The sequence below is a fragment of the Agrobacterium sp. A3-95 genome, from assembly GCF_053521785.1.
Window position 1 is genome coordinate 191,656 of sequence record NZ_JBNWDR010000007.1, and the last position, 18,667, is coordinate 210,322.

An 18,667-nucleotide genomic window follows, 5' to 3' on the forward strand; every position below is an offset into this window, starting at 1 on the left:
TCGGCGCAACAAGATTTGCGCGGCGCTGGTGACGGTTTGTGCCGAACGCAAATAGGCTCGCCCGGTTGAACGAGCGAGCCCTCCCAGTTACCGGGTAACCCCGGTTGCCAGGGACCCGCCAAAGTATCAGGGGGCGACGGGTTACTCTTACAAACCGCTTTTATCGTTTCGGTTCAATCTAGCTATAAGCGGTAGGGTTCGCATCCATCCATGTGCTGTGCGCCGAATTTTCGCGCTTGGGGTAAAAGTATAGGGACAAAAGCGTTAGAGTTTGAGAGACGTTACTTGGCAGCCCCGTTTTCCGCCGCCAAATTGAGCCAGGCATGCACGTCGGTCGCTGTGATCCAAATCCGTCCATCGAACGCGAACATTCCCTTCTCGATTTTGGATGCCGCTATCGTTGCAAACACGTCGACGAATTGCGCCAGACGTTGCGCATCGCACCGCGGTGGGGACTGGATGTCGTTCAGTGCATCCTGTGTCACATTGACGGGCTGCAGCCCTTTCTCGCCGTTCACGATGATGACGGCACGCTGCCTGACCATATGATAACCAACCGGAACGTTCGCAGATTCCATCTCCGTCTCCCTGGCAGTGGTACCGGTCGTTTCTATTCTGTGGAGGAAATCGAGATCCTACCGATCGGAACGCCGGCAAACTCTTTTGATTGGTGCTGGTCCTACGAGACTGCTGGAGGGCACTATTGAGGATAGCAAATTGCGACATGGCGCTATAGCTCTCCAAAAGCGGTAGCTGCTTTCAGGGCCGCTCAAGCAGGGGCGTCGGAGACGCTCGTCTCTCTTAGTTGACGCTTCCTGTGACGACTGCCGCTGAAACAGGGTCTCTGCCGGATACCGACAGGCGGACGCGCACAACGTCTCCCGCCCGGACCTGCGTATGCTCGTCCGCAGCTGTTTCGCGGTATGTACCTGCAACCTGACGCACGATGAAGAATTTGGTCTGGATCATGTCCTCGAGGCTGGAAACCCGCCGCGCCGTCGAGCCGATCTCGGCCATGGATTGAAGGCTGAAGGCCAGCTTTTTCTTCAAACGCATGATGTCCAGGGAGGTTTCCCGCAATTCGGTCGCGGCGTCATTGTGCCTTTTGCTTTTCAGATCCAGAATACGCCGCTCTACTTCGCTTTTGTTTTGTTGCGCGCGCGCCAGAAACGATGTCGATTCCAGCACCTGCTGGTTCATGGATAGCAGTTCGCGCTTACGCTCTCTCAGTGCTGATTCTGAGGCTGCACCGCGCGTGACAAGCTCCTTCGAGGCGTTGACGTCCATGTCGAGCAACTCTAGTTGCTGGGTGCGCATGACGTTGCTTTTCTGGAGCGTGTCTATTTCCTGAATGAAGTTCTGTCGTTGGACCTCGAGGTTGGTCTTTTCGTCTTGCTGCGCCGAGAGGCGAAGGCGAAACAGACTTTTTTCAGATTCTACGATCTTCTCCAGTGCGGTGCGATCCCGGACGAGTCCGATTTCGTCGCCCTTATATTCAAATTCGGTGTCGTTGAGTTCCGCTTCCAGTCGGACGCGCCGGATATCCTGCGACAGGAGTTGCATCGACATGTCTTCATATTCCTGTTGGGCAGAGATCAACTGTATGCCCGAGGTATCCCTCTGTGCATTCGACTCGCGCAATCCGCCGCCGAGTGCGAAGAGTTCAAGCACGATCATGCCGGGACGGTATTCATATTTTCCCGGCTTCTGGACGTCGCCGACAACGAAGATCGGAGCATATTCCTTGACCGCAACGGCAACGGAGCGGTTTGCCACATGGCTTGCCAGATCGCGGCTGATCCGCGCACCGATTTCGTTCACTGTCTGGTCGACCACGTTGACGTTGCCAAGAAGCGGATAACCGATCGTTCCATCTGCACTGACGGGGAAGAGGCCGGTCAGGCCCGGGTCGCCATAGACGGAGATCGTCAAGACGTCGCCGGTAGCCACCTTGTAGTTCGTGCCATCTGCGGCGGCCGGTAATTGGCAAACGGCGAGAGACAGAAAGGTGGTGCTGGCCATCATCAAGGAAAAGCCCCTGGACCTTGTCACGAAGCGCATGTTTCACCTCTCGCTATGGACGACAGCCGGGGGGCGCAGACTGGTCGCCCGTTTCCGCAGCTTGAAATGAGTATTCCAGTCCCGGAAAATCCTCGGCCAGACTGGGGGATGGCGCTTTTTCGGGCGTCGGATTCCGTTGAGGATGATGCCTGTGATCGGCCGGCCCGCGACCCGCAGTTTGATGACGGCATTTTTCATGCCCGTGCCATCTGCGACGTCCTGCCGGACCACGAATGATACGGCATCCGACAGGGTGGCGATCCGCAACAGGTCCAGGTCATGGGCAACGGATGGGGCCTCGATCAATACCAGTTCGTATCGCTGTCTCGCCTCTGCAATCAGGCCGGCGAAGCGCTTGCTTCCAAGAACAAGATTTGGCGGCAGGTCGCTTTTCTCGGCGACGATGATGTCGACCCCGGAGGCCTGATCGCGTTGGATGATGTCGTCCAGAGACACCTCACGGCTGACCGCCTGGCCAACATGCGACGTCGATCCCACATCGAATTCCCTCCCGAGAGCCGGGTTCCGCAGATTGGCATCGATCAGCAGCAGATTAACGCCGCTCATCGCAAGAGATCTGGCAAGATTGGCGATCACGAACGTCTTGCCTTCCCCATCGGCCGAAGAGGTGAAGGCTATCACTTTCGCCTTGCTCTCGGCCAACTGTATGTGGGTCTGAAGGTCGGCAAACGCGCTGTAGAAATCCGCCGCGCCGCTGCTGAATTTTCCGGGCGTGTTCTGGAGCTCTCTGAAGGAAATGCGTGGAATGCTCCCAATGACGTTCAGTCCGGTTTTCTGTTGAAGAGACGTGATGGAGCCAACGGACCGGTCCGTAAAGTTCAGGATAAAAGCTGCCGCTAAACCGGTGCTGCAACCGAGAAGAAGCGCGACCACTGCCCACAGACGCTCGTCAGGACTGGTCGGTTTACGGGAAGGCATGGCGCTCGATATGATCCGAGCCTCGGCAGTTGCGATACCGTCCTGTTCGATGGTCTGCTTGTAGCGTGCGAGGTATGTCTCGTAGATCGAGCGGTTCGCTGCTGCTTCCCGGTCAAGTTGCCCGGATTGAACCATTGCCATATCCGTCGTGGAAATGGCGCGTTGCACATCATTGAGGCTGGCCTCTACTTCCTGCCGCTGTTTTTCGTTGACCTCGATCTCGTTGCGCAATGCAGCGATGATCTGGGCGATCTCTGAATCGATTTGCTTGTTGAGTGAACTGAGCTGGGAGGATAACTGCGGCCGCTCTGGGCTCATGACGGCGCCGCTTTCATCGATCTGGGCAATGGCCCTGATGACCCTTGCCTGCTCGGCCCTTAAAAGCTGGATTGATGGTGAGGACAGAACTTCGGTGATCCCGAGCCCGTCACCGCTTTTCTGCAGTTCGAGTGCTGTGGCCAGGCGCGCCCTTGACCCCGCCAACTTGGCCTGTAGCGTTGTCAGCTCGACATTTAGACTTGAAAGACGCTGCGACTGCAACGGAAGACCACCAGTGTCTATCAATCCGGATTTTTCGCGAAATTGCGAGGCCTGGCGTTCAGACTCCTCGAGTTCCGTCCGAAGACTGACCAGCCGCTCGCCGAGCCATGCGCTGACACGCCGGGTTGCCGTTGTCTGGAGGTCGATCTGGTAGTCGATATAGGCTGCTCCGAAAGCATTGGCGACTTTCGCAGCAAGCGCCGGATCGTTGGCGTAATAGGATATGTAGATTGTATACGACCGGCCATCATTCATCACACGAACATTGGTCATGAGGTTATCGATCATTTTCGATGTCTCGGCGTCGTTGCCAAGCACGATCGCGTCGGCGTCCGCCCGGTCGGAGTTGGGTTGCCGCCCTTCGAGCAGTCGATCTTTTTGCAGGATGACGAGAACCCGTTCCGCCATGGACCTTGACCCGATGATGTCGAGTTCGGTTCGAAGCACCGGGCTTTCCTGAGGCAGCGGAGAGACCACGGATTCAGTGGGGAGCGCCTGAAGCTTGCGGACATCAAGCGCAAGGGTTGCCTCGGCCTTGTAACGGATGGGGGTTCGCGCATAGCCGATTGCCGCGATTGCGAAACTGGCGAGAAAGCAGATGAAGACGGCTCTGCGCCGCTCCCGCAGTATGGATATGAAGCGGGAAATACCTTCCTGCTCAACCGGAGATGATGACGACTGGATCATGACGGTTCCTGCTGTAAGCGGGGCGTTCGGTAGCGGTCAGTGGATGTCGTGTGCTTAGCGGTCGTACGCCATGTCGCCGATCTTGCAGGCAACTTCCGTGCGGTTCGTTGCTCCAAGCTTCTTCATGATATTGCGGATATGCACCTTGATGGTGCTTTCACAAAGGTTCAGCTCCAGAGCGATATCCTTATTCGCCTTTCCGCACCGCAAGGCCTCCGCAATAGCCGATTGACGGCTTGTAAATTTCGTCGGAGGAACGGATGCGTGTGCAGTCAGGCCGAATAGACTTTTCATGTTCATGACGCTGCTGGCCGGTATGAAACGGCCGCCCGCGATTGCAAGACTGATCGCCTGGACGCAGACGTCGATGCTGACGGAACTCGATATGTACCCGCGCACGCCAAGAGCGATGGTATCCAGAATGGTATTGATATCCTGATCGTCAGAGAGCACGACGACGGCGGCCGGAGACACGGCAGCCACAATCTCTGCAAGATCGCGGTTTGTCTCTGCAGACGGACCGGGCCAGGCGCTGACCAGAACTGCAGCAGGCATGCCGATTTCCGCGCGTGCCTGTTGCCATTCGCCGAGATTGGAGAAGGTCAGGATGCGCCTGTCCGCATATTGATAGTTGAGACTATGGGCGAGGCATTCCCGCTCCAGCATGCGACGATCTATGATGCCGATATAGCCAGCCGCACTTGCTGCGGCCTGCGGATGCAGTGTGCCTTCCGGCGGGTTTTCGGAGATGTGGTTCTGGATCATGACGACAATGCCCCCTGTATTGTTTTTGGTTTCTTTTAATTTCCGCAAAACGTCGATTTCGTACCGTAAACGGGCCTTCTGCCTGTTCAGGCGAACGTCAGCTTCCTGACGGTAAAGGCTTCCGCAAAACGTGTAGGCGCACGGCATTCCATTCCCCGCAGCCGCGCCAGACCGCGAAAGGTATCCGCATCGAACCAGTCCTTGGATCTCTGTGTTCCAAAATGCTGCAAGAGAAGCTCGACCTTCATGTTCATCGCGTCTTCGCTCAACGGCACGTAGGCGTTTCTTCTGCCGAAATCGCCGTCCCATTTCGGGATTTCGTATTCCATGATCAGGTGATTTCTGAAGATGTTGGATGTGAGCCTGTTGATTTCGCGGTGATCCTGATGCGCGTCCTCGCGGCTATGCGTGAATATGACGTCGGGACTGACTTTGTCGCGCAATGTCAGCAGCCATGACTTGATCTCGCGGCTCTGCGAGGGAAAGTAGCTGTCCTGAAACGATGCCAGTTCAATTGAGTAGGACGCTGCTTTTGCAAGAAAAGCTTCGGCGGAACTGCGTGCCTCCAGGGCGCGCTCGTTACCGGCACTGAGGACGCACCAATAGACATCGAGCAACACGCCCTTTGAAAGCAGGCTGAGTACCGTGCCTCCGACGCCGATCTCAATGTCGTCGGAGTGAGCTCCGAGACAAAGGATCGACAGACGATCACCGGCGGAAGCGAGGGACATGTTTTTCATGGCAGCAGCTTCGTGTTTGACGACTTGCGTGCCATCGACGCATCGTCTCCAATCCATGGCATGTCACCACGCTCTACCATTGCCTCCAACGTCTGCCAGTCGCGCAGCGTATCCATTGACCGCCAGAAACCCTCATGTTTGTAGGCCATCAATTTATCTTCAGAAATCAACCTCGAGAACGGTTCCAGCACGAGTTCCTCACCCTCGCGCATGTAGTCGAAAATTTCGGGTCGCATCAGGAAGTAGCCGCCGTTTATCCACATGTCGGATGTTTCCGACGACCGAAATTCCCGGACCCTTCCGCTCTCGTCGATTTCCGCCAGGTGGTAAGTGAGGGGCGGTCTGACAGCCAGAAAACAGGCGAGCTTGTCGCTCTTTTCGAATTGGGCAATCATGTCGTCGAGATCGACGTCGGTCAGGCCGTCGCTATAATTGGCAAGGAACATCTTCTCGCCCTTGAGATGATGACGTACGGCCCAGAGGCGCTCGCCTATATTGCGCCATATCCCCGTATCGATCAGGGATACGCGCCAGTCCCTTGGCAGTTCCTCAAGCAATTCCACGCGTCCGGGACTCGATATGACGCAGTCGGCATAGCTTTCCGGCCGGCTGTTCAGAAAGAATTCTTTTATGACGTGCGCCTTGTAGCCAAGGCAGAGGATGAAGTCCTCATGCCCAAAACGAGCGTAATATTGCATGACATGCCGCATGATCGGTTGAGACCCGAGCGGGATCAGCGGTTTCGGGACGCTTTCGGAATATTCCCTGATGCGAGTACCCCTGCCGCCACAGAACAAGACGACCTTCATTGTACCAACTCCTTCGGATCAATGATGGATATGTCGGGAATTGGAACGACGAATTTCCCGCCCCAGTTTCTGATGTCGTTCATTTGTGCAACGATCTCATTCTTCAGGTTCCAGGGGAGAATGAGAACGTAATCCGGCTTCATGCGCTGGATTTCGCTCACGGGCCGGATCGGAATATGCATTCCCGGCGTGAGGCGACCATGTTTGTAAGGATTGCGATCGACTGCAAAATCGATGAAATCGGTGCCGATACCGCAATAATTTAGCAGCGTGTTGCCCTTTCCCGGTGCGCCATAGGCACAGATCGATTTGCGCATCTCCTTGAGGCGGATGAGGAAAGACAGGAGGTTTCGCTTTGTCTGGCGTACGGCTTCGGAGAAGGCCGTATAGGTCTCTATTCTGTCGAGCCCGGCATTCAGCTCCCGTTCCAGGAGGCTATCCACGCGGGCTTCACGCGGGAACTTGCTGTCCTCGTGCGAGAAAAAGACCCGCAGCGAACCGCCATGTGTGGGGATCTCTTCGACATCGAAAACCTTTAGCCCATGACGGCGGGCCATTTTTTCTATGGTCAGCAATGAGAAGTAGGAAAAGTGCTCGTGATAGATGGTGTCGAACTGGTTTTCCGCGATTAGCTTTTCGATATGCGGGAACTCAAGGGTGATGACGCCTTCAGGCTTGAGCAGCACTTTCATACCGGCGACGAAATCGTTGATATCAGGCACCTGGGCAAGGACATTGTTGCCGATGATGAGATCAGCTTTTTGGCCTCTGGCCGCCATATTGGTTGCTAGAGCCTCGTTGAAAAATTCAGTCAGTGTCGGAATACCTTTGCCGATCGCCACCTTTGCGACGTTGACCGCCGGTTCAATTCCGAGCATCGGGATGTTGCTGGTCAGGAAATGTTGCAGCAGGTACCCGTCGTTGCTGGCAAGCTCGACAACGAAACTGGATTCGCCAAGCGCGAAGCGCTCGATGACCATGTCGCAGTACCGCTTTGCATGAGCGACCCAACTGTCCGAGAACGAGGAGAAATACGCGTACTCCGTGAAAATATTCTCGGGCGCCACATATTCCTGAAGCTGGACGAGGAAGCATTCGTCGCAAACGAATGCGTGGAGCGGATAAAACGGCTCGACGTCGTTGGCTGCGTCAGCTGCGACGAAGCTTTCGCAGGGCGGAGACATTCCAAGATCGACGAAGGTATGCACCAATGGCGAGCTGCAAAGACGGCAAAGCCCGACGTGATGCGTCGAGCTCAGTCTTGCAGAAAAAACTGCCTCATTATTCATCTGACGCCCCCTGATTTCATCGCATTGTCTTCGAGTGAATTTCAGAAAATTCTTTTATTAACTGGAAAAAATACTATGGATCGGGGTGGGTGACGATACTGCATTCGGCTCGAAAACGTCATCCATAAGCCGTAGGGTTATATTGGAATCCGCTAAAATTCGCTTCCGGCGGCTGGTTTCCGCAACCGAAAGGGTGACTTATTTGCCAGCCCGCCTTCAAGGTATGGTGCTGCCTATGGGTGTATTCCGGAGCCGCTGAAATGGTGGAGAATTCTTCTTGAATACGGGATTGCATCAGGAGCGCCGAATGCTGTTTGAGAAGACGAAAATCGAGGGGCTCTGGGTCGTCAATACGGTGCCTGTGCGGGACAGTCGCGGCTCTTTTGCCAGGACGTTCTGCAAACGCGAATTTGAGAGCAACGCGCTGGTATCGGACTTCAGTCAGCACAGCCTTTCTCTATCAAAGCTGAAACACACGGTACGAGGGCTGCATTTCCAGCGACCGCCGCATCAGGAGACAAAGCTGGTTTCCTGCGTCAAAGGATCGATCTGGGATGTCGCCGTCGATCTGCGCCGGGGCTCGCCCACCTATCTGCAATGGGTTGGCACGGTGTTGTCGGCCGACAATGGCGCGCAGTTCTACATTCCCGAGGGTTTTGCACACGGCTTCCAGTCGCTCAGCGACGACGTTGCTGTGTCCTATTTGATTTCGGTGCCCTATGCCGAGGCAAGTGCGGCAGGGATCCGGTATGACGAGCCCGCGATAGGTGTAGAATGGCCTGCGCCGCCCTCGGTCATATCGGAAAAGGACCTCGGTTGGCCCGCTTTGCAATGAAGGTCTAGCGCGTCAGGAAACCGAGGTTCGAGACAAGGCCCGCCTCGAGCAGCCTGCCGGCAGCGCTCGCAATATCGACAAACGGCATTTTAGACCTTTCGGCGATATCCAGTAGTGAGTTGGTTCCATCTGCGAGGTTGAGTATCCATAGATACGCCATGGTGCGGTCGTCATTCGTCTTATGGCCGCCTATCGCAGGAAAAAGCCCGTATTTTCCGAGCTGTGGCTCACCCTTGGGCCGAAGGTTCAACGGCGTCCAGTTGTCTTCGAGAGCATCGATCATGTCCATGATCATCCAAAAGGATGACTCGAGATGTTCGGGCCGGATGAAGTCGAGATTGTCGGCCGAGGTGTGATATTCGGGAAATGTTCCGAAAGCGCTTCTCTGCAATAGTCCAACCGGGAGGTTGAAGCCCGGCGAACAGAATTGGCGCTCGTCATAGCCGTAGGGAATGAAGTCGGCGATTGCCAGATGTTTACGATCCTCTCCGCAGCGGGTGCAGGCGGCGATCCGGTCGATCAGTGCATCTCCTCTGCGGCTGCGCTTGTAGTTCGGCCCGCCCCCGTCACCAATGCACGAAACCACAAGACCATGCGCAATGTTCGATATCCCGTCTTCGTTCTGCGCAAGCCATGACAGGGAGCCGATCGTTCCGGGTGCGAAGACGAACCTGTAGCTGTAATATGTGGACCTGCTTTTCAGGCCTGCGGCAAGACACGTCAGCAATGCCAGGCCTGAACAATTGTCGTTCGCGAGCGACGGGTGACAGATATGCGCGAAGAGAAGCACCTCTTTGGTGCTTTGTCCGATATGCAGATGTTCGCCGTAATACAGATTGCCTGACGCTTTTTCGGTGTCGATGACGACCTCATAGTCGCCTTCCTCTAGCTTGAGGAATTCATGATGCGACATGCAAAAGCCCCAGGCATCCGTGTAATAGGCTGTTTTGTAAGGAATGAGATCGGGTTGTGTCGGCAAGGTGTAGATGTGCGCTTGCAGTTCGGCCAGCGGCATCACACGACGTTGAGGGATGCTGTAGCTCATGAGATGCAGGTTCGACCTTTGGAAATCGATCACCTTGCGTCCCGCCGCGTTCTTCACATAGGCGTCCCGGACGTTCCATTCCTGGGGCACCGTCCAGTCGAAAACCCGCGTCCCGCTAGGGACGGCGCGCTGCTCGATATCGATATAGTCTTTAAGGATATCGATGGTGTCGCGCACGCCCTTGCCGGTGATGCTGCGACAGATCGGAAAGAGGCGGGAAGCCAGATCATGAATAGTCTGGCCGATACCTGCCTCTCTCCATGCATCGCCTGTCAGCTTTGCACCGGGCTCCATCTTGCCCATCCGGGCCTCCTGTTTAAACCGATGCCGCAATATCAGCGTTCTGGCGCGGCGCGGCCATGGGGCGGCGCAGGTTGATGTCGATATCCTTGTCGCCGATCAGCTTCTGGAGTTGGCCGATCCGCTGATAGTGCGGTCCCTCGAATTCGGCCATTGTCAGGCCGGCGCTCTTGTAGGCCCGGTAGAGTTGCTCGGCACCTGCGGCCGCCGTCCATGTCGGTTTGAACGCCGGAAGCGCACGGGCGATCTTGCCAAAATCGACGCGGTAGGAACGGGTATCGGGGCTTGCATCGCTCGCATATTGCAGCCGGCATCCAGGTACCGTGAGAGCGACGATTTCGGCGATCTCCCGGATCTGATAGTTGTGCGCATCCTGCCCGACGTTGAAAGCCTGATTGTGTATGGCATCGGTCGGCGCTTCGAGCGCAGCCAGAAAGGCGCGCGAAATATCCTCGATGTGAACGATTGGGCGCCATGGCGATCCGTCGGATTTCAGGAGGATCAGTCCTTCAGTCACCGCCCAAGCGGTCAGGTTGTTGAGGACGATATCGAAACGCAGCATGGGCGAAAGGCCATACGCTGTTGCCGGACGCATATAGACCGGCGAGAAGCCGGGGCTCGCGAGGCTTGCAATCTCCCGCTCCGCCAAGACCTTCGACGTGCCGTAGGCCGATACCGGTTTCAGCTCTGCCGTCTCGTTGACCAGTCCCTCGCCAGCGGCGCCGTAGTTGCTGCACGACGAGGCGAAGATGAAACGCTTGACGCCGGCCTGTTTTGCGGCTCGCGCTGCCCGAACGCTGCCGCGGTAATTAATCTCATAGGTAATTTCCGGATTGAGATTGCTCAGCGGATCGTTGGACAGCGCTGCAAGATGAATGACAGCGTCGAAACCTTCCATATCCGAAGGCTGGATATCGCGGATGTCCTTGCATACGCCGGGGACCTGCGGCAAAGGTCCGCCTGGAACATAAGCGCAGCGATGGTAGAATTCAGTGTCATAGCCGTGTACTTCGTGACCCGCCTTGCGCAGGATGGGTACCATGACGGAGCCGATATATCCGCGATGCCCGGTGACCAGAACGTGCATGAAATTTCCCCTCAAAATCTATTTTCGATTGCAACGAGCGTATCTTTTCAGGCGAGATCGATGCACCGCGCAAAGCGGCTGTATCGATAATGCGAACGGTCTAGGTGCCCCGGCCGGTTAAGGCTTTCGGATGCTTTCCGATAATTTGGGCATGTCGGCCATGACCAACCCATGGCTAACCTGATGCTGCGCGTTGCCGTTGAAACGCCGGAAGACGACATCGGATGGGCGTCCCGTCAGGAATTTGTCGACTCCGTATTCCAGCGCTTTACGGTAGACGACGAGCGCTCCATCGATAGCGTCAAGCGTTTTGGCTATATCCTCGTCCTCATGCGTGTAGCTTACAACGAGAGACGGTGCGAGAAGGCCGCGACGGATGGTTTCCTGCAGAAACAGCGAGCGAAAAGCCTGAGACGGCTTTCCGGTCTGGTCCAGCGTGAAGTAGCTGAGGCAGGCGGAGTGGCCTTGAATGCCGAAGTAGGAATCCAGTCCGTGCGCAATTGCGATCTGGCTGATGGCGGCGCGCAGCGAATTTCCCTGTCGGACCAGATGTGGGACCACGGGTTCCTGCGTGTAAACTTTCATGGTCGCGATGGCCGCCGCCATCGCATGCGTTTCCGCGCCATGCGTCGTCGAAAGCAGGAAGACACGGGGGGCATCGGTTTGATCGATACCGCCTCGTTCCATAAACTCCCGCTTGCCGGCAAGTGCGGAAATCGAAAAGCCGTTCCCCAGCGCCTTGCCGAAACAGGATAGATCGGGGACGATATCGTATGTCTTCTGCGCGCCACCCGCATCCCAGCGGAAGCCGGTGATCATTTCGTCGAGAATAAAAAGCGCGCCGTTTTCGTGGCAAAGCTTCTGGAGTTTGTGAAGAAACTGGTCCCGAGGCGGATCACCGCGTGACGGCTCCAAAATAAAGGCGGCGATACGACCTGGAAAGCGGTCAAACAGACTACGCGCACTCGCCAGATCATTGTAGGTGAAGCCAAGGACCAGATCCTGGATCGCCTGAGGAATGCCCGCATTCATCTCCGTTGTTCCGATGAACCAGTCGTCGGTGGAGAAAAAGGGGTGGTCGCTGCAGCGCGCGATCAGGTCACGGCCGGTAACAGCCCGTGCAAGTCGTATCGCGGCGGATGTCGCATCGGAACCGTTCTTGCAGAATTTGACCATTTCGGCTGTCTGGATCGTATCGAGAAAAGTCGAGGCGCAATCCACCTCGATCTTCGACGGGCGCGTGAAATTGCAGCCGCGGTATAGTTCCGCACGCGCCGCCTCTACGACGTCGGCATAGGCATGGCCAAGGCCGACAGCCCTATTGCCCATGCCATACTCGATATATTCATTTCCATCGACATCCCAGACATGACAGCCATATCCCCGTTCAATAAAGCCGGGAGACAGGACAGGGTACTGGTCGTCACCCTTTGCATAGGTATGTGCACCGCCCGGTATGATGTTGCGGGAGCGCTGGCGCAGTCGATCCGAGTTTTCGAAATTTTCGACGAAAGTTTGCATGGCGCAATCCCGGGTCCATATGTCCAATGACCAGAGATTACCGTATCCGGCTCGGTGGCCGTTACCCCGTCTTTATGTTGGGAATGCTAGCCGAAAGGCTTAGAGGAGATGTACAGCCTTCCCGTCATAATCGCTCCGATACGTCCGCATCATGCGGGGCCCGACACCCGCAGGCAATTATGGTTCTGCAATAGGTCCACTGCACGACACTTGATTTTAGTTTTTGAAGAGATCGGATATTTTGAAGATCACTTCTGTTCTGTTTTTGGCGCCTACTTTCTTCATGATATTGCGAATATGTACCTTTACGGTGCTTTCACGAAGATTGAGCTCGTAGGCGATGATCTTGTTTGGCTTGCCTTGCGTCAAGGCGTTGATGACGTCGACCTCACGTTGGGTGAACATGGCCGTGCGCTGTCGTTCCTTGTCTTCCGCAACCACGAGCAACTGCCTGAGATCGCTCAGATTTTCAGCTGATACGAACGCGCCGCCCGCCAATGCAAGTGAGATGGCGCCCACGCACACCGCCAGTCCTATCGACGAGGAGATGTATCCCCGAACGCCCGCGTCGAACGCCCTCATGACCTGACGCAGATCGCGGTTTTCAGCGAGAATGACGACCGGCAGATAAGGGAAGTCGGCAATGAATTCCCGCAACTCATGGAGGGATACGTCATCGCAAAAATCGCTGCGACCGACGTTGACCAGGATGCCGCTATGCTGGCCGTTTGGAGCATGTCTCCAGTCGTCGAGTGATGAAAACAACTCGACTTCCATATCAAGGCCGTATGCGATCAGGCTCTGAGCCAGACACTCACGGTCGAGCGCGCGGTCATCGATGATCGCCAGCTTTCTGACCGAAGTTTCCATAGGTTTCGAGTGCGCAACCACATGGAAATTTGATGAGAATTGGCTATGTCCGTTGTTGGGAACTGATGTCAGCATGGTATGTCCTATCCGCGCTAAAGAGTGCTTTGCGGATCTGTCTGGCTTGGCAGAGACGCAACCGAAGATTTTCTTTCTAAGATTCGGCACCACGGAAGTTTGAAGTAATTCAACCCGGAACGCCGTCATCAATCAGAACTTCGGAAGCTACTCTGTTGCGGTCTGGATTTTTCGGAATTTAAAAATCGGCCAGAAATCAACAGACGTGGCACTACCCGAATTTCGACTCCGGCATCCTACAATGGAGTATCGCAACTGGAAAAGGTTCGGAAATTACTCACTTTTGATTGAGATTTCGAGCGGGCGTTCAATCTGGCATGATGTGGGTAGACAACCAGACACGCCATAACTGTTGAAATATAATTCTTTCAGGCCATCATCATGTTTTGCGCGACACCACTAACTATAATGGATGAATTATAATCGCGGCCGGATTGATTTATCATCCTCCATTCGTGCTTTTGTTCGCGATGTCAGCAACTTATGCGTGTTAATCGCATTTTGAAATTGCACCTCACGACAATCGGACGCGCTGCGCCCCGCATGTGACGGGGCATGGTGACTATGTATCCCTGACTGATGATCTCAAGGCCTTGATGGCTGCTTTCAAGACTTGTTGACCCACAACGCCTGACGCTTCGCAAGGGTCGATCTCTATTTGGAATGCGCGTCAATTTTAACGAGAGCGAATATGGCGGAACGCGGCGAGGATAGTAACAAGGTTCCTTCTACTTTCGAGGTAGACACCGGTTCGATGTCCGGATCACAGGAAGGACGTCCTGTTAGGATGTTCCCGATTGTCGGCGTCGGTGCTTCATCGGGTGGACTGAATGCGTTCAGAGCCCTGCTCAAAGCGTTGCCTGAAAAAACCGGCTGTGCGTTTCTTCTCGTTCAGCATCTTGACCGGTCGCATGAAAGCATGCTCGCAGAGCTTCTGGCAAGCGAAACGACTATGGTCGTAACGGAGGCTGTCAACCTTGCCTTGATAGAGCCCGAGCACGTCTATGTCATTCCACCAAAATTCCTGATGTCGGTTGACGGAGGAAGGATATATCTGTCGCCCCGGCGTGAACTGCATGAGGCACCTCTGCCGTTTGATTTTCTCCTGGGTTCTATGGCCAAGGAATTCGGGCCATGGGCGATAGCAGCTGTCCTGTCCGGCACGGGGTCAGATGGCTCATTCGGCGTCCAGCAGATCAGGGATTTCAAGGGACTTGTTCTGGTGCAGGAGCCTCAAGAGGCACAGTTTGGCGGCATGCCCGAAAGTGTCATTTCGCTGGGCATTGGCGCTACGGTTTTACCGGTCGAAGAGATGCCTGCGGCCATCGCCAAACATATTGCGCTGCTGTCGCGGCTTCGAGCCGATCACTCGATGGTGCGCCGAATGCCCCAGCTGGACCGGATCATCGAGATATTGAGGGTTTCCACAGCGAATGATTTTTCGGCCTATAAACATGGAACGATGCAGCGCCGGGTCGAAAAACGCATGGCGGTTCTCGGTATCGAGATTGAGAAGATAGACCGGTATCTTGAGATTCTCGAAAGCAGCGAAGACGAGCGGCAAAATCTCGTCAGGGATCTCCTGATCAACGTCACCAGCTTCTTCCGCGACGGGAAGGTGTTCGACTTTCTACGCGATACCATTATTCCGGATATTCTCCACGCAAAAGCGGCTCACGAAGCAGTGCGGGTCTGGGTCGCTGGATGCAGCACGGGGGAAGAAGCATATTCTCTGGCTATTCTCTTCCTCGAGCTCATTCAGTCCATGGGCCTTCGTCTCCAGTTTCAGATGTTTGCCTCGGACGCTGATGGCGAGGCGGTCGCAATTGCCAGAGACGGACATTATTCACATGAGGCGACCAAGTCGCTGCCGACGGACTTGCTGGAAAAATATTTCGTAAGGGATGACAACGGATATACCGTGACGGCGCAACTGCGTGGGGCGGTGGTATTCACCGTGCAGAATGTCCTCAGCGACCCACCGTTCTCACGGATCGATCTAATTTCATGCCGCAACTTGTTGATTTACCTCGAAGCGGAAGCCCAAGCCAAGGTTTTGTCGCTTTTCAGGTTCGCCCTGCGGGAGAACGGCATTTTACTGGTCGGAAAATCCGAAACCGTTGGCGGAATGGATGACCGTTTCAAGCTGATTTCGGAATCCGAAAGGGTATATCGGCGTATCGGGCCGCCGGTTTTCGGTGATCTTAATTTCGGTGCGGTTGCGGGCGGAAATGTCAGAATTCCCTCTTCGCTAGGAAAGGTGACTTCAGCGTCGAGGCACAGTGCGCTTGCCGAGGCGGTTTCCCAGGTTCTGCTGGGTAGCTACGTGCCCGCCGCAATCCTCGTCAATCGGAAGTATGAGTATCTCTACTCCATCGGCCCGACAGCAAGGTTCCTGCGGATCGCTTCAGGCCCGGCATCGCATGACCTGTTCGCCATCACACCGACGGCGCTCCATAATAAGATCAGGTCTGCGATCCACCATGCGAGCCGGGATCAAAAGCCGTTCGTAGCCAAGAATGCAAAACTCGACAGCAACGGCGCACATATCGAGTTCAACATTCATGTCGAGCCGCTCTTCAGTCAGGGTGAAGAGCTGTTCCTCATATGTTTTGTGGAGGATGCTGCGCAGGCCAACGGTGTTGTCCGATCGCAGAAATCATCAACGACAGATGCGTCGCCCATTACTGAGCTTGAATTCGAACTGGAGGAGACACGGGCGGAATTGCAGGGCGCCATACGCAATCTAGAAATTGCCAGCGAAGAACAGAAGCAGATCACCGCCGAAGCACTGTCTCTGAATGAGGAGTATCAGTCGACGAATGAGGAACTCTTTACTTCGAAAGAGGAACTGCAATCCCTCAATGAAGAGCTGACAGCCCTCAACAATCAATTGCAAGAAGCGTTGGAGCGTCAGCGGGCAGTTTCCAACGATCTGCAAAATGTCCTGTACAGCACGGATGTCCCGACGCTCTTTCTTGATTCCAGCCTTCGTATACGGTTCTTCACACCCGCCACCCGTTCAGTATTCAACATCATATCCTCCGATGTCGATCGACCCCTGTCGGACCTCAGCGGCTTTGACGGCGACATTACGCTTCAAGCCGATGCAACGGCGACGCTGCTCCAAGGCAACACAATCGACCGAGAGATAGGAGGACCCGATGGCCGCTGGTATGTCCGCCGCGTCAAACCCTATCGCGGCGCGAGCGAGGCAATCGACGGAGTGGTCATCACCTTCATCGATATAAGTGCCCAGAAACAGGTTGCCGAAAGCAGGGAAGCTGCCAAGAAATTCGCCGAGCGGGCGACCGAGGCCAAGTCGCAATTCCTGTCTGCGGCAAGCCACGATCTGCGTCAGCCGCTGCAAACCTTGAAGCTGTTGCACGGGCTTTTGGAAAGGAACGTGGGTGAAGGGCAAGCACGCACTTTCGTCCAGAGGATGGGGGAGACGCTGTCCTCGATGCTGGGTATACTCAACTCTGTTCTTGACATCAACCAGATCGAAGCGGGGATGGTGGAACCGCAGATCGTGAGCTTTGCGATTGGCGATCTTCTGGGAAGGCTGTTCAAGGAATTTTATTATCCCGCTCAGGCCGCCGGGCTGCAACTCCGTGTCGTACCGTCCAGCCTTGCCGTTCGCACCGATCCCCGCCTGTTCGAGCAGATCGTTCGCAACCTTCTATCCAATGCACTGAAATACACGCCGAGCGGCAAAATTCTAGTCGGCTGTCGCCGGGTCGATGCAAAGGTTCGGTTTGAAGTGTGGGACACCGGTATAGGCATTCCCGAAAACCATATCGAGGAAGTCTTCCAGGAATACCATCAACTCGACGCATCTGCTGGCGCGGAAGACCGGGGTTTGGGGCTGGGATTGTCAATCGTCAAGCGGCTGAGCGAACTTCTGGGACTGAAGATTACGGTGCGGTCGCGATTGCATGAAGGTTCCGCGTTCATGATCGAGATCGATCGGGCGCCGGCAGGGGAGCCGCTTGCGCCATTGCGTGCGCCAGTCGATGACAATTCGCGTCAAGCGATCGCCCTGTCGTCCGCGTCGATTTTGATCATCGAAGACGAAAACGGAATGCGCGATCTGCTCAAGATCGGTCTGGAGCAAACTGGATACGTGGTCGCTGCGACCTCAACTGCTGCCGAAGCGATCGCGATTGTTCGAGGGCTGAAGTTCATGCCCGACGTTGTTCTCGCAGACTACAATCTTCCTACAGGCGGGAATGGCATAGCTGCGATTGAAGATATTCGGCAAGCACTCCGCCAAAATGTTCCGGCACTCATTCTCACTGGCGATATTTCAAGCAAGGCCCTGAGGGATTTTGCTCAGCACGAAATTCCTTATCTGCACAAGCCGGCGAAACTCAAGGACGTCATGCAGATGGTGGAGACACTGGTCGTTCGCCAAAACGGCGAGAGAGCAGGTCACATAAGCGAGCCTGAATATATGGAGCCGATGACGGGCAGGCTCATCGAAGTCATCGACGACCAGCAGGACATAAGGGACAATTTGCGCGCTCTGTTCGAAGGAGAAGGCTGGGCGGTCGCAACCTATGTTTCGGCAGAAGAGTATCTTGCAAACTACAAGCCCGACAGATCAGGCTGTCTGCTTGTCGACGCGTATCTCCCCGGCATGGGCGGCATGGAGTTGTTACGTTTGCTGAAAGAAAGACATCACCGGTTTCCGGTGATTGTGATCACGGGTCGCAGCGATGTCCGTATGGCAATCAATTCGATGCGATATGGAGCGGCCGATTTCATCGAGAAGCCTTTTTCTTACCAGGAAATATATCGGAGCGTGCAGTCGGCCCTCGAGCGATCGCGTGACGCGAACGAGCGCGAAGAGCGGCGTGAAACGGCTCGAGCCACGCTGGCGACGCTTACTCGCAAGCAACGTCAGATCCTTGACCGAATTGTTCAGGGGCAGGCCAACAAGGTCATTGCAGCCGATTTGAAGCTTAGTCAGCGCACTGTCGAGAATCATCGCGCCTCAATCATGCGCCGAACGAAATCCACGTCGTTGCCGGCGCTCTTGCGGCTTGTCCTGAATGCCGAAGAATAGGCCTTCATCATCGAAAATTTGGCCGGTCGATCA

General features: G+C 55.4%; 13 protein-coding genes. 2 read left to right on the forward strand and 11 right to left on the reverse strand.

Annotated elements, in window-relative coordinates; genetic code table 11:
* Nucleotides 1–281: 281 nt before the first annotated feature.
* The 7 genes from ACQZ5Y_RS18955 to ACQZ5Y_RS18985 form a co-directional block, all read right to left on the reverse strand.
* Nucleotides 282–578 carry a hypothetical protein gene (locus tag ACQZ5Y_RS18955; RefSeq protein ID WP_065663102.1) on the reverse strand — a complete coding sequence of 99 codons (297 nt, stop codon included), beginning with the start codon at nucleotides 576–578 and terminating at the stop codon, nucleotides 282–284.
* A gap of 223 nt (nucleotides 579–801) precedes the next feature.
* A complete protein-coding gene (locus ACQZ5Y_RS18960) occupies nucleotides 802–2,025 on the reverse strand; it encodes a polysaccharide biosynthesis/export family protein (RefSeq protein WP_236762975.1) in 1,224 nt (407 codons plus the stop codon).
* Nucleotides 2,026–2,064: 39 nt separating this feature from the next.
* Nucleotides 2,065–4,227: a GumC family protein gene (locus tag ACQZ5Y_RS18965; RefSeq protein WP_112291246.1), complete on the reverse strand. Its 2,163-nt coding sequence runs from the start codon at nucleotides 4,225–4,227 to the stop codon at nucleotides 2,065–2,067.
* Between the two features lie 54 nt (nucleotides 4,228–4,281).
* Nucleotides 4,282–4,992, reverse strand: coding sequence for a response regulator transcription factor (locus ACQZ5Y_RS18970; RefSeq protein WP_065663168.1), 711 nt, complete (start codon nucleotides 4,990–4,992; stop codon nucleotides 4,282–4,284).
* Nucleotides 4,993–5,078: 86 nt separating this feature from the next.
* A complete protein-coding gene (locus ACQZ5Y_RS18975) occupies nucleotides 5,079–5,732 on the reverse strand; it encodes a PIG-L deacetylase family protein (protein WP_026330955.1) in 654 nt (217 codons plus the stop codon).
* Entirely contained in the window at nucleotides 5,729–6,541 is an 813-nt protein-coding gene (locus ACQZ5Y_RS18980; protein ID WP_019566371.1) for a glucose-1-phosphate cytidylyltransferase, read from the reverse strand. Before ACQZ5Y_RS18980 ends, ACQZ5Y_RS18975 begins: the two co-directional genes overlap by 4 nt.
* Nucleotides 6,538–7,830 (reverse strand): methyltransferase domain-containing protein, encoded by a 1,293-nt coding sequence (locus ACQZ5Y_RS18985; protein WP_174059941.1) that lies wholly within the window; start codon nucleotides 7,828–7,830, stop codon nucleotides 6,538–6,540. Before ACQZ5Y_RS18985 ends, ACQZ5Y_RS18980 begins: the two co-directional genes overlap by 4 nt.
* A 307-nt stretch (nucleotides 7,831–8,137) precedes the next feature.
* Between ACQZ5Y_RS18985 and rfbC the strand changes: the two genes are divergently transcribed.
* Entirely contained in the window at nucleotides 8,138–8,665 is a 528-nt protein-coding gene (rfbC, locus tag ACQZ5Y_RS18990; RefSeq protein ID WP_019566369.1) for a dTDP-4-dehydrorhamnose 3,5-epimerase, read from the forward strand.
* A 4-nt stretch (nucleotides 8,666–8,669) separates the two neighbouring features.
* Here the strand turns inward: rfbC and ACQZ5Y_RS18995 are convergent, their stop codons facing one another.
* The 4 genes from ACQZ5Y_RS18995 to ACQZ5Y_RS19010 form a co-directional block, all read right to left on the reverse strand.
* Complete coding sequence (locus ACQZ5Y_RS18995) at nucleotides 8,670–10,013, reverse strand: DUF4910 domain-containing protein (protein ID WP_174059940.1); 1,344 nt, start codon at nucleotides 10,011–10,013, stop codon at nucleotides 8,670–8,672.
* A gap of 13 nt (nucleotides 10,014–10,026) precedes the next feature.
* Nucleotides 10,027–11,097, reverse strand: coding sequence for an NAD-dependent epimerase/dehydratase family protein (locus tag ACQZ5Y_RS19000; protein WP_003517624.1), 1,071 nt, complete (start codon nucleotides 11,095–11,097; stop codon nucleotides 10,027–10,029).
* A gap of 117 nt (nucleotides 11,098–11,214) precedes the next feature.
* A complete protein-coding gene (locus ACQZ5Y_RS19005) occupies nucleotides 11,215–12,618 on the reverse strand; it encodes a glutamate-1-semialdehyde 2,1-aminomutase (protein WP_174059939.1) in 1,404 nt (467 codons plus the stop codon).
* 216 nt (nucleotides 12,619–12,834) lie between these two features.
* Nucleotides 12,835–13,563, reverse strand: coding sequence for a LuxR C-terminal-related transcriptional regulator (locus ACQZ5Y_RS19010; RefSeq protein WP_038493595.1), 729 nt, complete (start codon nucleotides 13,561–13,563; stop codon nucleotides 12,835–12,837).
* Nucleotides 13,564–14,350: 787 nt separating this feature from the next.
* Between ACQZ5Y_RS19010 and ACQZ5Y_RS19015 the strand changes: the two genes are divergently transcribed.
* Nucleotides 14,351–18,634 (forward strand): CheR family methyltransferase, encoded by a 4,284-nt coding sequence (locus tag ACQZ5Y_RS19015; protein ID WP_174059988.1) that lies wholly within the window; start codon nucleotides 14,351–14,353, stop codon nucleotides 18,632–18,634.
* The last annotated feature ends 33 nt before the right edge of the window (nucleotides 18,635–18,667 follow it).